12 protein-coding genes and 1 CRISPR repeat array are annotated in these 17,298 nt (G+C 46.1%); of the genes, 10 read left to right on the top strand and 2 right to left on the bottom strand.

From position 1 onward, the window contains the following. Positions 1-133: 133 nt before the first annotated feature. The 6 genes from MC7420_RS13970 to MC7420_RS13945 all read left to right on the top strand — a co-directional run bounded on the left by MC7420_RS13970 (position 134) and on the right by MC7420_RS13945 (position 8,917). Positions 134-1,714: a mechanosensitive ion channel family protein gene (locus tag MC7420_RS13970; RefSeq protein WP_006101122.1), complete on the top strand. Its 1,581-nt coding sequence runs from the start codon at positions 134-136 to the stop codon at positions 1,712-1,714. A gap of 153 nt (positions 1,715-1,867) precedes the next feature. Next, a complete protein-coding gene (locus MC7420_RS13965; RefSeq protein WP_044207192.1) occupies positions 1,868-2,164 on the top strand; it encodes an Mpo1-like protein in 297 nt (98 codons plus the stop codon). Between the two features lie 249 nt (positions 2,165-2,413). After that, positions 2,414-3,802 (top strand): amidohydrolase family protein, encoded by a 1,389-nt coding sequence (locus tag MC7420_RS13960; RefSeq protein WP_006101156.1) that lies wholly within the window; start codon positions 2,414-2,416, stop codon positions 3,800-3,802. 104 nt (positions 3,803-3,906) lie between these two features. Then, positions 3,907-7,485 (top strand): transcription-repair coupling factor, encoded by a 3,579-nt coding sequence (gene mfd / locus MC7420_RS13955; RefSeq protein ID WP_006101103.1) that lies wholly within the window; start codon positions 3,907-3,909, stop codon positions 7,483-7,485. Positions 7,486-7,643: 158 nt separating this feature from the next. After that, complete coding sequence (locus MC7420_RS13950; protein ID WP_006101040.1) at positions 7,644-8,276, top strand: ParA family protein; 633 nt, start codon at positions 7,644-7,646, stop codon at positions 8,274-8,276. Beyond that, the gene (locus MC7420_RS13945; RefSeq protein ID WP_044207189.1) at positions 8,276-8,917 is read left to right on the top strand and encodes a hypothetical protein; all 642 of its coding nucleotides are present in this window, start codon (positions 8,276-8,278) and stop codon (positions 8,915-8,917) included. The genes MC7420_RS13950 and MC7420_RS13945 overlap by 1 nt, the downstream gene beginning before the upstream one ends. 386 nt (positions 8,918-9,303) lie before the next feature. Then, a CRISPR array of direct repeats spans positions 9,304-9,698; the repeat unit is 36 nt; unit sequence GTTTCCGTCCCCTTGCGGGGAAGTGTGTTTGTAAAG. A gap of 304 nt (positions 9,699-10,002) precedes the next feature. Here MC7420_RS13945 and wecB read toward each other — a convergent pair. After that, positions 10,003-11,115: a non-hydrolyzing UDP-N-acetylglucosamine 2-epimerase gene (gene wecB, locus MC7420_RS13940; RefSeq protein ID WP_006101104.1), complete on the bottom strand. Its 1,113-nt coding sequence runs from the start codon at positions 11,113-11,115 to the stop codon at positions 10,003-10,005. A 384-nt stretch (positions 11,116-11,499) separates the two neighbouring features. After that, on the bottom strand, positions 11,500-12,621 hold the full coding sequence (locus MC7420_RS13935; RefSeq protein WP_006101108.1) for an ADP-ribosylglycohydrolase family protein: 1,122 nt from the start codon (positions 12,619-12,621) through the stop codon (positions 11,500-11,502). Positions 12,622-12,886: 265 nt separating this feature from the next. Between MC7420_RS13935 and MC7420_RS13930 the strand changes: the two genes are divergently transcribed. From MC7420_RS13930 to MC7420_RS35185, 4 genes are all read left to right on the top strand, one after another. Next, complete coding sequence (locus MC7420_RS13930; RefSeq protein ID WP_006101248.1) at positions 12,887-13,816, top strand: alpha/beta hydrolase; 930 nt, start codon at positions 12,887-12,889, stop codon at positions 13,814-13,816. A gap of 111 nt (positions 13,817-13,927) precedes the next feature. Beyond that, complete coding sequence (locus tag MC7420_RS13925) at positions 13,928-14,644, top strand: DUF2259 domain-containing protein (RefSeq protein ID WP_044207186.1); 717 nt, start codon at positions 13,928-13,930, stop codon at positions 14,642-14,644. A gap of 731 nt (positions 14,645-15,375) precedes the next feature. Continuing rightward, positions 15,376-16,371, top strand: a complete 996-nt coding sequence (msrP, locus tag MC7420_RS13920) for a protein-methionine-sulfoxide reductase catalytic subunit MsrP (RefSeq protein WP_006101164.1) — start codon at positions 15,376-15,378, stop codon at positions 16,369-16,371. 390 nt (positions 16,372-16,761) lie between these two features. Then, entirely contained in the window at positions 16,762-17,274 is a 513-nt protein-coding gene (locus MC7420_RS35185) for a hypothetical protein (protein WP_006101131.1), read from the top strand. The last annotated feature ends 24 nt before the right edge of the window (positions 17,275-17,298 follow it).

The raw sequence follows: 17,298 nt of genomic DNA, 5'->3' as shown, positions 1-17,298 counted from the left end.
CATGAAATAATTAAAAACTATTATTTTATTCATGCAAAAAAACAGCTATATTTGTTAAGTTTAAATGCCACAAATGTAAGGAAACGAAAAACAATGATAAACTATTTGATTAACGTTTTAATTAGTAGAGATCATGAATGCCTTAATAATTATTGTTGAAGTCAGCATCGTAATAATTATTTTCTTATTCTTGATTTGGCTTGTGGGTAATTTATCCAAGCTATTGATTAAATATCCACTCTTTAATATCAACGCTCAACGAGTCAAAATCCTGCGTCGGAACATGACCGGATTATTGCTACTTACTGGCTTTGTGCTGTGCCTTGTGATTCTCGGTGTTAATGGTTTCCTGATCTATCAAGGTAAAGACATACAAAAATATACACTAGACCTGATTAAGCTTATTCCACCCGGATTTTGGCTAAAACTGGCAGTTGGCATTGCACAAAGTATTGGTACGGTCATTTTAGCGGCAATCGCTCTAAAATTTATCAACTATTGCCTGAATATAGCGAACACTCGCGCCAAAAACCTAGACAGCAGCACCGCCGATGATGAAAGTATTGATACTTTTTTTACCGAACTTTATAAAAGAATAAAATGGGGAAGTTGGCTGTGGATAATCGGTTGCTGTAGTCTGTTTTTGAATTTACCCGCCATAATTTCTGACTATCTTTTTGTCGCCCTACGCATCTATTTAATCATCGCGGTTGGATTACTTATCATTAAAGCGGCAGCCGCGATCGTGGATATCCTAGATGCTCTCAGCGTCAGATACTCCAACCCGGATAACTTATTAAGATTTTACGATCCCCTACGCCACCTCATTCCCTTTTTTAAGCGGTGTTTGGAATTGGTTCTCTACGCCTGCATCGCTACACTGGTAACTCAACAGATTGAATTCATCGCCAACCTGTCCGATTTTTGGCTGCGAGTTATCAAAATTATTACCCTGATTTTCTTGAGTCGGGTGTTTTATGATGTGGTTTATTTACTGGCTGAAGAATTAGTCTTTAAAGAGAAAAAATTGACCGAAAGGCAACGAAGCAGACGCTTAACGCTAGTTCCCCTGTTTCGCAGTATATTGCAATACTCAATTTATTTCACTGTTGGGGTTTCTATTCTGTATACTCTGGATATTGATCCAACTCCCATCCTAGCCGGTGCGGGTATTATTGGTCTAGCGGTAGGGTTTGGCGCCCAGGAACTGGTTAACGATATGGTTTGTGGCTTCTTTATTCTGTTTGAACACTACTATTTAGTGGGCGATTATATTGAAGCCGGGAACGTGGAAGAGAAAGTTGTCGAGGGTACGGTGGAGGCAATTGAATTGAGAACCACCCGCCTCAGACATCCTAATGGTCAATTACAGATTATTCGCAATGGTGCGATTGGCTCAGTGATTAACTACTCCAAAGAATACATTTTTGCTGTCGTGGAAGTTTGCATTCCTTATCATGCTAACTTAGCCCAAGTTTATCAAGTTGTTGAGGAAGTCGGACAGGAGTTAAACGCCAATGATCCCGATGTCCTCGAACCCACACAAATCGATGGTGTAGAAAGTCTTGGAGAGTCTAACTTGTTGCTAAAGACATTGACGAAGGCAAAACCAGGAAAGCATCTTCAAATCCAGCGCACTCTACGGAAGATGTTTATGGATACGTTGCGCTCGGAAGGGATTCTACTTCCGGCTCCGATTAAAAATGAAGAATAAGTAGGTAGGGATGGAGGGTTAAATCGGGCGCACATTGCGGGAAACGGGCGCACGTCGGTGCGCCCCTACGGTTCTCATCCATTAAATTAGCTGTACCAAGCCATTAGAATGGTTTAAGCTTACTGAGTTGAGTGTCATTGTAGGAGAGTGTCATTGAACAACTTTCAAGAAGCCAAAGCCCATTTCATCGCCTCTCATCGGCATCCGATCAATCAGAGGCTGCACCACCTCACCAACCTACTCGCGATCGCAGCCGTTATCCTACTATTCTATGATTGGCGGTTGACCTTGATTTGCGTCATCCTTACCCAAGTCTTTGCGTTAGGGGGACATGCGTTCTTTGAGAAGAATGAACCCGCGTTTCGCAAATATCCGGGTATCACCATCCTCGCATCCCTGTCTTGGTCATTCGAGAACTGGTTTGGCTTGCGTCCCGCCAGGAAGGGGTGATGGGGGAGTTATCAGTTATCAGTGAGCAGTTATCAGTGAGCAGTTATCAGTTATCAGGAACAGGAGAAGATGGGGAAGATAGGGGAGTTCTCATATCCTCTGTGTCTGAACCGTTATTGCTTCCTCCTGCCTTCTGAAAGCCTTCTGCCTTCTGCCTCCTGCCTCCTGCCTTCTTGTCCCATAGCCCGAACCTGTAACATTTAGTAACATTAAAGACTTAAGCCTTCATCAACACCTTGAGGAGTGAGAATGTATCAAGACTTGCTAGTAATCGATGCTGATGCTCATAAGCTAGAGAATCCGATGATTATGCGGGATTATCTAGAACCAGAGTATCGCAATCGCGTGGGTTTGGTGATTGATAGCCTTGGTGATCAACGCGCCAAGATTATCGATTTCAATCCAGAAACGGGGAAAAATGACTTTTTGCGGATGTTTCCCCAACCTCAGGGGTTAGGGAAGGGTGGTTTTCGGAATCTGCATCCCGATACCACGTTAGGGGCGATGTTCAATCGGGTACGGATTGAACACATGGATCAAGAGGGGATTGATGTCCATGTTATCTTTGGCACACTGAATCTCATCTTTTCCAGTATTTTAGATAAAGACTTTGCGATCGCACTCTGCCGCGCCTATAACAATTACATGGCAGATGATTGCCGAGGATATGATAATCGCCTCAAACCAATTGGCGTGATCTGTCTTCAGGATGTGGATGAAGCGGTCAAGGAGATGTATCGCTGCGTCAACGAACTGGGGATGATTAGCGTTGCGGTTGCGCCCAATATGCCGATTCCCCATCCCAAAGCCCCCGATGCATTCCCCGAAATTCGCACCTGTAAGGCAATTAGCCATCCTGACTTCCGTCCGATTTTACAAGCGGCGGTAGACTTGGATATTGGTTTAGGGATTCACGGTGGACCCGGTTCCTACATGGTTGGTGGAATCGCGGATCATTTAGAAACCTTTGTCCTCAACCACATTTTTGTTCAGCGCAACCAGCAACAATTGGCATTAGCCCGGATGGTATTTGATGGGGCGTTTGAACAATTCCCCACCCTGCGCGTTGGCTTCTTAGAAGGCGGTTGTGGTTGGCTACCGGATTTAGCCCATGCATTCCACGAACATTGGGAAAAGCGGATTCGTGACTTTGACCCGAAACATCCCTATCGCCCGTCTTTAATGGAATTCACCAAGTTGATGATTCAGGAAAAAGGTGGACGGGATAATGTCAATATTATCTCTCAGGCGAAAAACCTGTTTGATTTATTGTGGAATGCAGCCCATGATCCGAGCAAGATTGAGGATGCTAGTTTGTATGAACATTATGACCTGCGTCACCGTGATCCCTTCGAGTATTTTGAACGGGGTCAAATCTTTACCTCCTTTGAATCCGATGATCCAGGTCCAGCCTATTTACCTGTGGCGATGGGTGAAATTGGCAAGCATTTAACCTGCTTCTCTGGGGATTATGGTCATTGGGATGGTGTACTGCACGGCTGTGTCAAAGATGCTGCAACCGTTGCCGATTATGACCGAGAACATCTGGGACTGCTGTTGGCGGGGAATGCGTTAGCCTTATATGGCGATCGTTTACGTCAATCCTTGCCAGAAAAACCCATGGTTGGTAGCGTTTAAGGCGATAGGGCGACCCGATTAGTAGAGACGTTGCATGCAACGTCTCTACAATAGGATAAGTCGATGGATGGCGGCTTGGGTTATCTATTAAGGTGCGGTGAATCATGGCATTCTCTTCTATCATTCGGACTCTGGAACGATCGCCCCTGACGGGTGAACTCCTCTCTAAACTGAATCGTCAGTCGTCTTTGCACCTGAATGGAATTGCCCGTCTACCTAAAGGATTAGTCTCATCTGCAATCGCCAAAGCCTCGGATCGTAATCTTTTGGTGATCTGCGCCACGTTGGAAGAGGCGAGTCGCTGGGCGGCGCAATTGGAGGCGATGAATTGGCAAACGGTTCATTTCTATCCCACCTCAGAAGCGTCACCCTACGAACCCTTTAACCCTGAATCGGAAATGACGTGGGGACAAATGCAGGTGTTGGCGGATTTGGTGCGTCATTCGTCAACGCCTGATTCAGGAGATACTGAAGAGAATCACTCGGTAACGGTTAACGGCTTGGCGATTGTGGCAACTCATGCTGCACTTCAACCCCATTTACCACCAGTCAAAGCCTTTGCTCCCTATTGTCTGACGATTAACCAAGGGATGACAAGGGATATTAAAGACATCGATAACCAATTAGCCCGCTTGGGGTATGATCGAGTCCCCCTGGTGGAAATGGAGGGTCAATGGAGTCGGCGTGGTGATATTGTAGATGTTTTTCCAGTTGCGGCTGAATTACCCGTGCGTTTGGAGTGGTTTGGGGATGAACTCGAACAACTGCGGGAATTTGACCCCGGTAGCCAGCGTTCCCTGGATAAAATTGAGCAACTGGTACTCACCCCTACTGATTTTAGCCCGATTATTACGGATGCTTTGAGTGATGCTCAAGCCCAACAGGTGCAACTTCATTTAGGGGAAGAGGAACAGGCACTTTGGCAAGCGGGGGGACATCTGGAAGGGAGTCGTCGCTTCTTGGGGATTGCCTTTGAGCAACCTGCGTCTCTGTTGGATTATTTGCCCGATAATACAGTGATTGCCATTGATGAACCTGAACAATGTCGCGCTCATTGCGATCGCTGGGTGGAACATGCTCAAGATCATTTAGATACATTAGCCCATCCCCTTCCCCCTCTGCATCGTCAATATGCTGAATCATTCAACACTCAAACCGCAGTCAGGGCGGGTTTTGATGAAACGTTATCATCAACACCGAAACAACAATCCCTAAACCCGCCCCTACACACTCAAACCTTACTCTATTTATCGGAACTAGCAGAAGCCACCAATGAGACGGCGGTGAATTTAGCCAGCCGCCCGATTCCCGCCACCCCGCACCAGTTTGCCAAGCTTGCAGAAATTGTCCGCAGTGAACGCGATCGCAAGTTTTCGGTTTGGCTGGTTTCGGCTCAACCGAGTCGTTCGGTGTCTCTGTTACAGGAACATGATTGTCCCGCCCAGTTTGTTCCCAATCCCCGCGATTATCCGGCGATTGATAAACTGCAAATCCAGAAAACACCTGTGGCGGTAAAATATTCCGGATTAGCGGAATTGGAAGGCTTTATCCTGCCCACGTTTCGCTTGGTTGTAATGACCGATCGCGAGTTTTTTGGGCAGCATACTCTCGCTACTCCCAGTTATGTGCGGAAGCGACGCCGTGCGGCATCGAAACAAGTTGACCCGAATAAATTAACTCCTGGGGATTATGTGGTGCATAAAAACCACGGAATTGGTCAATTTGTCAAGCTAGAAAGCCTCACCCTTAACCATCAAACCCGTGAATATTTAGTCATCAAATATGCCGATGGCTTATTACGTGTCGCCGCCGATCAGGTCGGGGTTTTGTCACGCTATCGCCGTGCCGATAGCCGTGCGCCGCAACTGAATAAAATGTCCAGTAAAGCCTGGGAAAAGACCAAGAATCGGGTTCGCAAAACGATTAAGAAACTGGCGGTTGATTTACTTAAACTCTATGCCCAACGTAGTCAACGATCCGGTTATGCCTTTCCGGAAGATTCATCCTGGCAAGACGAATTAGAGGAATCCTTCCCCTACCAACCCACACCTGATCAACTCAAAGCCGTGCAAGACGTAAAGCGAGATTTAGAGAGCGATCGCCCGATGGATCGCTTGGTTTGTGGGGATGTGGGATTTGGTAAAACTGAGGTGGCACTGCGGGCAATTTTTAAAGTGATTACCTCTGGCAAACAAGTCGCCTTTCTCGCCCCGACAACCATTCTTACTCAACAACATTACCACACGTTAAAAGAACGCTTTGCTCCTTATCCGATTCATGTGGGATTACTCAACCGTTTCCGCACCGCCCAGGAACGTAAGGAGATTCAGCGCCGCCTTTCTACTGGAGAACTAGATGTGGTTGTTGGTACCCATCAAGTATTAGGCAAAACTGTCAAATTCCGTGACTTAGGAATGCTAGTCGTCGATGAAGAACAGCGCTTTGGCGTGAATCAAAAGGAGAAAATTAAAACCCTAAAAACACAAGTTGATGTCCTTACCTTAACCGCCACACCAATTCCCCGTACCTTATATATGTCCCTCTCTGGTGTGCGGGAAATGAGTTTAATTACCACTCCCCCTCCCTCTCGGCGTTCGATTAAAACCCATTTAGCCCCCTATAATCCAGAAGCGGTTCGTACAGCAATTCGCACTGAATTAGACAGGGGAGGACAGGTATTTTACGTAGTTCCCCGCGTCGAGGGAATTGAAGAAGTCGCCACGAAACTGCGGGAAATGATACCTAGCGCGAGACTGGCAATTGCCCATGGACAAATGCCCGAAGGGGAATTAGAAGCCACCATGCTTACTTTTAGTAGCGGGGAAGCGGATATCCTGATTTGTACCACAATTATTGAATCCGGGTTAGATATTCCCCGTGTCAATACCATCCTGATTGAAGACGCCCAACGCTTTGGGTTAGCCCAACTCTACCAACTGCGGGGGCGAGTCGGGCGTTCTGGGGTGCAGGCACATGCTTGGTTATTCTATCCCAAACAAGATACTCTATCCGACGCCGCCCGCAAGCGTTTACGGGCGATTCAGGAGTTTACCCAGTTAGGTTCCGGGTATCAACTGGCGACGCGGGATATGGAAATCCGAGGCGTTGGAAATCTCCTTGGGGCGGAACAATCCGGACAAATGGATGTGATTGGCTTTGATTTATATATGGAAATGCTACAAGAAGCCATTCGCGAGATTCAGGGACAAGAAATTCCCCAAGTGGATGATACCCAAATTGACTTAAATCTTACCGCCTTTATCCCGGCGGATTATATTCCTGATTTAGATCAAAAGATGAGTGCGTATCGGACAGTTGCGGCGGCGAATTCTCATTCGGAATTAGTCCAAATAGCCGCCGATTGGCATGATCGCTATGGTCCCTTACCCGCACCCATTGAGCAATTATTGCGGATTGTGGAACTCAAGCAGGTGGCGAAATCTCTCGGATTTAGTCGGATTAAACCAGAGGGGAAACAGCACATCGCCCTAGAAACACCAATGGAGGAACCCGCCTGGAAGCTATTGAAAGAGAACCTCCCCGAACATTTGCGATCGCGCTTTGTCTATTCTCCTGGTAAAGTAACAGTACGAGGATTAGGGGTTCTCAAAGCCAATAAACAGTTAGAGAATTTAATCGATTGGTTAAGCAAGATGAAAGGAGCCTTACCGGAAGCGGTATAAATGGTCAATGTGTAGGGGCGGGTTTAGGGAATCACGTTTCGCTATTGATGATAACCTTTGTACAAAACCCGCCCTGACCATAAGACATAAGACTCTTCGAGTATGACATAAGACGAATGACATAAGACATAAGACATAAGACGAATGACAAATAACGAATGATCAATATAATCGCTATTATTAATGGAAAGGGAGGTGTTGGCAAAACCACAACCTCAGTCAACTTAGCCGCCGTACTCGCGGAAAAAAAACAGGTTTTGTTAGTAGATACTGATCCTCAAGGTTCAGCCAGTTGGTGGGTAGAACGAAGTGAGGGAGAAATCGGGTTTGATATCGCCCAAGAAACCAATCCTCAACTCTTGAGTCGTCTACAAACCTTGAAAGATTACGACATAGCCGTTGTGGATACACCCCCCGCCCTGCGTTCAGACGCCTTGACTGCTGTAGTCGCGATCGCAGATTATATTATTTTACCCACACCTCCCGCACCGATGGACTTAGCGGTTTTAATGGAAACAGTACGGCGGGCGATCGCGCCTGTGGGAACCACCCATCGGGTATTGTTAACTCGGGTAGATTCTCGCAGTCGCCGGGAAGCGTTAGAGGCGCAAACCACACTCCGAGAACTCGGTGTTCCCGCATTCGGAACCTTTATTCGGACATACAAAGCCCACGAACGCGCCGCATTGCAGGGGATACCGATTACTCAATTGGGCGGAGAAAATGCCCGTGAAGCCCAAGCTGATTATCGCCGGGTGGCGGATGAACTACACCATCATTGGGGGTGCTAATGACCAAAAAAAAGTTAACTGATTTGCTGCGGGAAGAGGTGGAAAAATCGCCATCTTCCAATCAGCAACCTATTGAAGATACTAACGAACCGAATACAGAAACAGAGGACGAATCAACCATGGCAACCCGCCGAAGAACCAGTACCAGTAAATCTTCAACTCCCACCAAAGCTGACCTTGAAGCTACGGTTGCGGAATTGAGACAGGCACTCGAAGAAGCCCAACAACAAGAAACCACTATCGTTAATTTAAAGGATAGTTTAGCACAAGCGGAGCAACGAGAACAGCAGTTAAAGGAACAAGTTACGGACTTAGAAACCAAATTACAGCAGCAACACGAATCCGTTGAAAATTTGCAAAGTGAGTTAAAAAAACTCAACCATTTAAAAAGTGAGTTTGAGGACGCCAAAAAAGCGGCTGTTCAACTCGCCCAAGCCAATGAGAAGTTGATGCAAGAAGCGGAGAGTCTTAAACAAGAGAATGAATCGCTTAAAGCCACTCAAAAGCGACCGATAGAACCCGCGCCACCCGTGGAAACCAAACGTCCTCCCGCTAGAACTCCCACCCGCCCTATCGGACGACCGATTCAAAAGGAAAGTGAAAGACCGGCTGATTTTGCGAAGAAAACCTGGTTATTGTGACAGGACTTACGCAAAGCCTCTATTCGTAGTGGCTTGACCCACTTAAAATAGGGCTTTGTTTGTAGTAAGCACGAAGCGTGCTTTAACGCATAGCTGGAGAGGGCTAAGGTTCCCTCACTACGAAGCAAATCTATTGCACCATTTTAGCTGTGCCACGCCAGTAGCGTAACGCACCTTTGCTACTAAAATTGTGGAATAGATTTTACCATTGAATTGGGCGCAAGTCTTTGCGCCCCTACGGTTTCGCGGCTAATGGTTAATTCATCAAATAAGCTGTGCCACGCTACTATGGCATATTAATTTTTCTCTTATTTCCGTCCCCCCTTCCGGGGAAGTATGTTTGGAAACTATAGATTTCCGGTGTAAGGGCGCACGGTGTGCGCCCAGTTTCCGTCCCCTTGCGGGGAAGTGTGTTTGTAAAGTATGGACATGTCTTTAAAAAACAAAGACTTGTATAAAGTTTCCGTCCCCTTGCGGGGAAGTGTGTTTGTAAAGCAGAAGTACCATGCAAAATATACACGGTTTATTTGACGTTTCCGTCCCCTTGCGGGGAAGTGTGTTTGTAAAGACTTCTCCTGCGGAGAAATAGTGGGAGAAGTAAAGTTTCCGTCCCCTTGCGGGGAAGTGTGTTTGTAAAGCCCTGCTACAAGTGGCAGCGTCAATGGAAAACAAGTTTCCGTCCCCTTGCGGGGAAGTGTGTTTGTAAAGGTTGAGCATTATCAGGCCCGACTCAGGGAACTCGAAGGTTTCCGTCCCCTTGCGGGGAAGTGTGTTTGTAAAGAGTTCGCTCAGGAAACCATACAGGGACTGGGTTTCAGCGTTCGACTGAGCGCTCACGCCGAAGTCCGCCAAATCGACACCACCCATAAAATCCCACCTGATCCTGCCAAAAATTGAGCAAAACCAATCGTTCAAACCCTCTCCCAGTTAGGCATCGACACCACTTAACGGAAACTCTAGAGTTTCAGCGATTTGCTGACTGGTGTCGATTTGTCAGATTGACAGAATTCCGACCTTATATAATTGTCAAGGTTCTAACTCTAATCAATATACACAAAAACCCCCGAAAACGCCATCCCCAATTGTCACCCCTTGAGCAAATACCCTTTAACAACTTGCAAAATCCGTTCAGCGGCGTACCCATCCCCAAAAGGATTAACGGCGGTAGCCATCACCTGATACGCCTTAACCTCTCCGAGTAATTCACTGGCTACAGCGACAACTTGACTCGGATTCGTTCCCACCAACTTCGCGGTTCCCGCCTCTATCGCCTCTGGGCGTTCCGTAGTTTCCCGCAACACTAACACCGGTTTCCCCAAACTCGGCGCTTCCTCCTGCAATCCCCCCGAATCCGTCAGCAACAGATAACAGCGTGCGATCGCGCCCACTAATTCGCCATAATCTAAAGGTTCGGTCAAAAAGACTCGCGGATGATTACCCAAGATTTGTTTCAGGGGTTCTCTAACCGTCGGATTTCGATGTAACGGTAACAATAACGCCGTATCTGTAAACTGTTCCAACAGTTGAATAAACGCTTGAGCAATATCTTCTAAAGGTTTACCCCAATTTTCTCGCCGATGAACCGTAGCTAACAACACCCGATACTTGTCCCACTCTAACCCCGGAACCGGACATTCAGGTTCCTGCTGGGCTACCGTCAGTAACGCATCAATCACTGTATTTCCCGTCTGGTGAATCTCCCCCACAATCCCCGACGTTTTCAGATTCTCCACCGCCTTAGCTGTAGGCGCAAAATTCAGTTGGGCTAACTGAGAAATCAACCGTCGATTCGCTTCTTCCGGATAGGGATTAAACAAATCATCCGTTCGTAACCCTGCTTCTACATGACCCACAGGAATTTTTTGATAAAATGCCGCTAAAGTCGCCGCAAATGCTGTCGTCGTATCCCCTTGTACAATCACCAACTGTGGCTTAATCTCAGCAAATAACTCCTCCAATCCCCGCAAACTTCGACAGGTAATATCCGTCAGCGTTTGCTTGGCTTGCATTATTTCTAAATCGCGATCAGCTTTAAGTTGAAAGAGCCGCATCACCTGATCCACCATTTCCCGATGTTGACCCGTCAAAATCACCTGAGTCTTAAACTGATCGCAGGCTTGAAATTGTTGGATCACAGGTGCAAGTTTAATCGCCTCTGGGCGAGTACCTAACGTAATACAGATTGTTGGTTTATACATAATTCATAAATCATCAGTCAGTCACTTGTAGGGGCGGGTTTAGGAACTCGATTAACTTGTCACCAATAACGTATCAGCAAAACCCGCCCTCTCTCACCAATAACGTATCAACAAAACCCGCCCTCTCTCACCAATAACGTATCAGCAAAACCCGCCCTCTCTCACCAATAACGTATCAACAAAACCCGCCCTCTCTCACCAATAACGTATCAGCGAAACCCGCCCTCTCTCACCAATAACGCCTCAACAAAACCCGCCCTCTCTCACCAATAACGCCTCAACAAAACCCGCCCTTCCTCACCAATAACGCCTCAACAAAACCCGCCCTGATTCTGAGATAATTTATGCTTATTCATGAGAAAACAATTCCATAATTTATGATTCCTAATAATGCCACCAAATCTGATCAGCTATCTCTAGAACTCTCCAGAGTGTACCATCATCACGTTCAGCCGTTCGACCCAATAGTCCGACTTGCCAGCGTTGAGGTAGCGCGTCTTTCCCATGTAACGCTCCCACCGCCGCTCCGACAATGGCGGCAATGGTATCATTGTCCTTGGTATCATTAACAGCTCGCACAATTGCTGCTTCCGGATTATCGCCATATCGCATTAAGATATAAAGAACACTGGGTATCGTCTCTAAAAGATATGCACCAGAATACCAGCGATCGCACGCCTCCCGAACCGACAATCCTTGTTGATAGGCTTGACTCACTCGTCGTTCCACAAATTGCCACAGATATCCTCTATCCTCAGTAAAAGCACCACCACGCGGACGATAGGATGAATCACTCTCCAAATCCTGAGTGAACTGGATATAAGTTTCCAGCCACCAGTTTGCTTCAGGTACAGTTGATCGGCTGAAAAGTTGCCACAACATTGCCACAAATCCCAAACACGCCGCATTAGATGCCGAGTCATTATGAGTTAACATAGCAGCAAGCGCTGTATCAACCCAGAGTGCTTTGGTTTGAGAACGCAGATGGGGAATTACGATGGGCGCAATTCGCATCAATGCACCATTTCCCGCCGACTTTTGACCCGATTCAAACCACGGTAATCCACTTTTATAATGGCGTAAAAACCCCTTCATCGTTGAGCCGATGCCGAAAATACGTCCCTGAGTAAAGCGCTGCGCCAGACAGTCTGGATTAAGTCCGTGATTCCCATTCAATTCCTCTAGTGTCCAGATAGCTAATTGGGTATCATCCGAAGGTAAACCAACCGGACGGTAATTGGCATAGCGATTGGGTAAATAGTCGCGAATTTCTCCGTATTGGATTTGGCGTCGTTGCGGTGTTAAACTTTCTGTAGTATTCCCTAAAGCATCACCAATGGCTAGTCCTAAGATCATGCCTTCAATCCGATTCCAGTTCATGGCTGGCGGTAAAGGAATCGGTTTATGTTCAAATAAACGTCCTTCATTTAAGTCAATCTTTCCCGTTCTAAACAGCCAATGCAACAGTTGAGTATTATTGTTGAAATTGTGAGGATACTGTGTCATTCATCATACATCCTATTGTCGGGTTGTAGGGACGGGTTTAGGGACAAAGGTAACTCGTAAAGTGATAACTGAACAACGAAACCCGCCCTGATCATCGTTAATAACTTGTTCGGATAATAACCAAACTCAAAAACCGCCCTGATTATCATCAAAAACTTGTCCGGATAATAACCAAACAACAAAACCCGTCCTAATTATCGCCAATAACTGAACAACACAACCTGCCTTTAATTATCAGTCTATCCAATTTAACAGCCAATTAATTATGCCATTGAATGACCAAACCCAACTAATATTAAACCAAATCAAAACATTAGGACTACCTCCCCTAAATGAACTTGAACCCATCCAGGCGAGAGAACAAGCAGCGCAAGCGGATCAATTTTCCCATAAACCTGAACCTGTCGCCAGAGTAGAGAATCGTCTCATTCCGGGTTCTACGGTAGATATTCCGATCCGAATTTATACACCAGCCGGAAATCCACCCTTTCCGATTCTGGTATTTTTCCACGGTGGTGGTTGGGTTATTGGTAGCCTGGATGCGGTGGATAGTATCTGTCGCACCTTGGCAAATCAAGCGGGGTGTATTGTCGTTTCCGTGGATTACCGTCTCGCACCCGAACACAAATTTCCTGCTGCTGTAGAGGATGCGTATACCGCCATAGAATGGGTGGCAAAAAATGCTGCATCATTTCAGGGTGATCCGAAACGGATTGCTGTTGGTGGAGATAGCGCCGGAGGAAACTTAGCCGCCGTTGTCGCCTTACTGTCACGCGATCGCAATTTCCCCTCCCTAAGTTATCAAGTGCTATTCTATCCTGCAACTCAGTATGGCTTTGACACCGACTCCCATCGGCAAAATGGCAAAGATTACCTGTTAACCACAGAGTTATTAGTTTGGTTTTGGCATCATTATCTCTCATCAGCCGCCGACGGGCAAAATCCCCAAGCTTCACCCTTACTGGCGGGCGATTTGAGTAATTTACCCCCAGCTTTGATTATCACCCCTGAATATGATCCCCTGCGAGATGAAGGAGAAGCCTATGGGATGCGCTTGCAAAAAGCCGGAGTATCGGTGAGAATGACTCGCTATGATGGTACAATTCACGGCTTTGTTGGTATGGCACACGTTCTAGATCAAGGTCGAGAAGCCCTAGCTGAAGCCGCCGTCGCCCTCCAGTCTCAGTTCACTTAAAAACCCTTATATAAACCTAGCTGGCTTGGCGCTTCACGAGTATGACAAATGACAAATGACAATCCCCGCCGTTAACTTCAATTGTCCCCACCTACTTACTGACTTCTGGTTATGAAAATAGCATCATTCGTGTCTCCCGCGATCGCAGCCAGTGTGATCCTGTACCTCAACCCCGGATATGCAGCCATACTCAACACCTCGGTTCGCTTAGCCGGATTCTCCCCGGATAATCGTCATTATATTCATCTAGAAAGTTACCGGGATTCAGTCACAGAAGTTCCCACGGCTCATCTGCAAATTATCAATATCCCCAATAATTCCTGTGTCAGAAATGGTTGTCTGCGAACCAACTATAATCGCGATGCCTATAGTCTTAGCAATCAAGCGGCTGAAAACGACTTGCTGCAAGACACAGTAACCCTCCGACAAGATTTGGGACTAAATCGGCTAAAAGTTGGCATTAAACTCCCTGTCATCGATAGCACTCGTCAGCCAGATGACAGCGAAACTGTTACATTTCGCTTAAACAACCAGCCGTTACAACTGCGTCTAGAGCAAAGGCGTATCCCCTCCGTCTTATCTGGAGGCACGTCTCCAGTCGAACGGGCGTCTATGCGCTTAATCATAAACTATCAGAATCAGCGCTTGACTCTGGGTACTTTGAACAACTATCGAGATGCCGTGAAAGGCTATCGGATTCGAGAGGTGCGGCTATCTCCTAACCGTAGTAATATCGTAGTTCTGCTAGATATGCTGCAACCGACTCACGAGGATGTCGTCAAAACCACGTTAGTGCAAAGCTTTTCTTTGCAGCCGTTTGAGAATTAGTCATATTGGTGAATCCAGACTAGAGTCGCTACTCTCACCAATTTAAAGTTATGTGTCTCTAAGTTAGGGAAAGAAAAGAAACATTAAAAAACATTGCAAAGGGTTGTACTTTTCTGAGAGAGTAGTAAATTAGTAATTGAAGCGAAAGAGAAAGCTTCAATGACAGATATTAATGTCACTTGAAAATCCAGAAAGGAGGTAAAGCTAATACTCTGTTAAATCTAATATCTGTCTTATCCGAGACCAAAATTCTAACAGCAACACTCAACGCGAAGACTGATACATCCTCTAACTAGAAATGTAGGGAGCAATGCATCTGAATTATCGAATTTAGAGCAACTCTATTTAGGATTAATTACACAGAGGAAGTCACTCAGAGAGCAGGTTGGGTGTTGTTGTTATGTATAGAAAAGTAGAAGCGTAAAAGATTAATTAGGGTTTGCTGCAAAAACTGGAACCCCTTGAAAATAAAGGTTTTAAAGGCAATTATAAGGTTCATTTAGTGCAAGCCAATTTGCCTCAATAGATAAAAATCCATACAAAGTAGCGAGCGAGACGCTCACACTACGACAACCGTTCCCGTTCTCTATTTCCTGTTCCCCGTTCCCCGTTCCCCGTTCCCTCTCCTCACCCCAACACTTATTTAGCGTTTGACTGGAAACAGGTTAAGATTTGTATACAGGCGTTCTTTCAATCCACGCCGCCGCATCAGCCGTCAACCTTGTTTCCCAATGACCCTTATCCGCGTTCCCAAATCCTGGGAAATCCCCGAAAACCAAATCACGCCTGAAGCCGTTTACTTCAATCGGCGTCGCTTTCTCAAAACCCTAGTCGGTGCGAGTATTCTCCCCATCTTGGGATGTCAAGCCTCCTCTGACTCGGAAACCAATAAGGAACTAGCCGCTACCCTCAATCAACCAACGGTCAAATCCCTTAACACCAATCCCGCATTTGCAAATGTTGACCGTCCCATCACCAATGAGTTACTGGCGGGACAATATAATAACTTCTATGAATTTGGCAGTGGCAAATCGATATGGCAAGCCGCGCAAGCCTTACCGACAGATGAGTGGAAGGTTGAAGTCACCGGATTGGTGAAAAATCCCCGCACCTACGATTTAGACGATTTACGCAAAAAATTCCCCCTCGAAGAACGCATCTATCGCTTCCGTTGTGTGGAAGCCTGGTCGATGGTATTGCCATGGTTAGGATTTCCGATGCGATTATTAATGGAAGAGGTGGAACCCACATCTAAAGCCAAATTTGTCCGGTTTACGTCTTACGATGATCCTCAAATTAGAATCGGTCCAGCATGGTCATTCAGTGGTAAACTACCGTGGCCCTATACCGAAGGATTAACGGTAGAGGAAATGGCGAATGACTTGGCATTTTTTGCCGTGGGGATTTATGGTCATTTTCTGCCGAAACAGCATGGGGCACCGATTCGAGAGGTTGTGCCGTGGAAATATGGGTTTAAGGGGGCTAAGTCTATTGTCAAGATTGAATTTGTTGAGACTCAACCCGCGACATTTTGGAATACGTTAATTCCTTATGAGTATAAGTTTGAGGCAAATGTCAATCCGGATGTGCCCCACCCACGTTGGTCTCAAGCGACGGAAAAGTTTGTTGGGAAAGGACCCAATTTTTCCTGGGAAAGACGGGAAACGCTTCCCTATAACGGGTATGGAGAATATGTAGCACAGTTGTATTCCACCTCCCGCACTTAAAAGTAAAGTTGGACAGCAATAGTGTAGAGACATATCTTGGCACGTTTATCAATTGTAGGGGCGGGTTTAGGGACTAAAATGTGCTTACCCCGCCGATAACTGTTCAACAAAACCCGTCCTTAATCGTTATGGGCTAAACCCTTTATCGAACAAACCATTATGTCTTTTGGTGACTATAGAAAATACTCAGCCGCTGAATTAAAAGCTATCTTTAATATCACGCTATTGAAAGACGCTAATTTATTTAGCAACTTTCACCCCACCGATCAGTCTTAAGCTGTTCGGCATTTAAACCTTAATATCAATAACGGCGAAAGCCTTGTAGTGCGTTAAGCGAAGCCATGCCGCAGGCTTTGCATCTTGCTCGCTACTAATACCCAATTTAAATGCATGACAGCTTATCCTGATTTGCAGGTAGCCGTAAAAAAGATGAAGTCTCGCATTAGCCTGTCCAAATCGGATAACGAAGCAACCCGAGGCAGCCTCTTAGTATCTCACATTTTGTGGGAAGCTAGCGACACTTATAATCTCGGTATCTTTTTTGAACCACCCGTTGATATTAATCCAGAGGAAACACCGGGTTTACCTCACCCATTAAATGGTAAATACGATTGCGCTTTAAGTCTTGATGAGATTGATTTTATTTCGCCGATTATTTCAGTCGTTGAAGTCAAAAAAAGTAGTCTATCTGATGGTTTAGGGCAATGTGTCGCGGAAATGTATGCGACGCTAAAGAAGTTCCAGCAAGATCAAGTCTACGGCATTATCACAGATGGGGAAGTCTGGTCGTTTTTATTGCTAGAAAACCTGACACTCTCGGTTAATGGAAATAATTATTACATTAGCGATGTTGCCGACATTGTTGACCGGATTGGTTATATCGCCGAAAAGTTTAAGAAATAAGCATTCCCTCGAACCAAGCCAATC

This window comes from Coleofasciculus chthonoplastes PCC 7420 (assembly GCF_000155555.1).
GTDB classification, from domain to species: domain Bacteria; phylum Cyanobacteriota; class Cyanobacteriia; order Cyanobacteriales; family Coleofasciculaceae; genus Coleofasciculus; species Coleofasciculus chthonoplastes_A.
The sequence above is the reverse complement of the archived record's forward strand: the minus strand, read 5'-3'. Positions and strand labels throughout refer to the sequence as shown.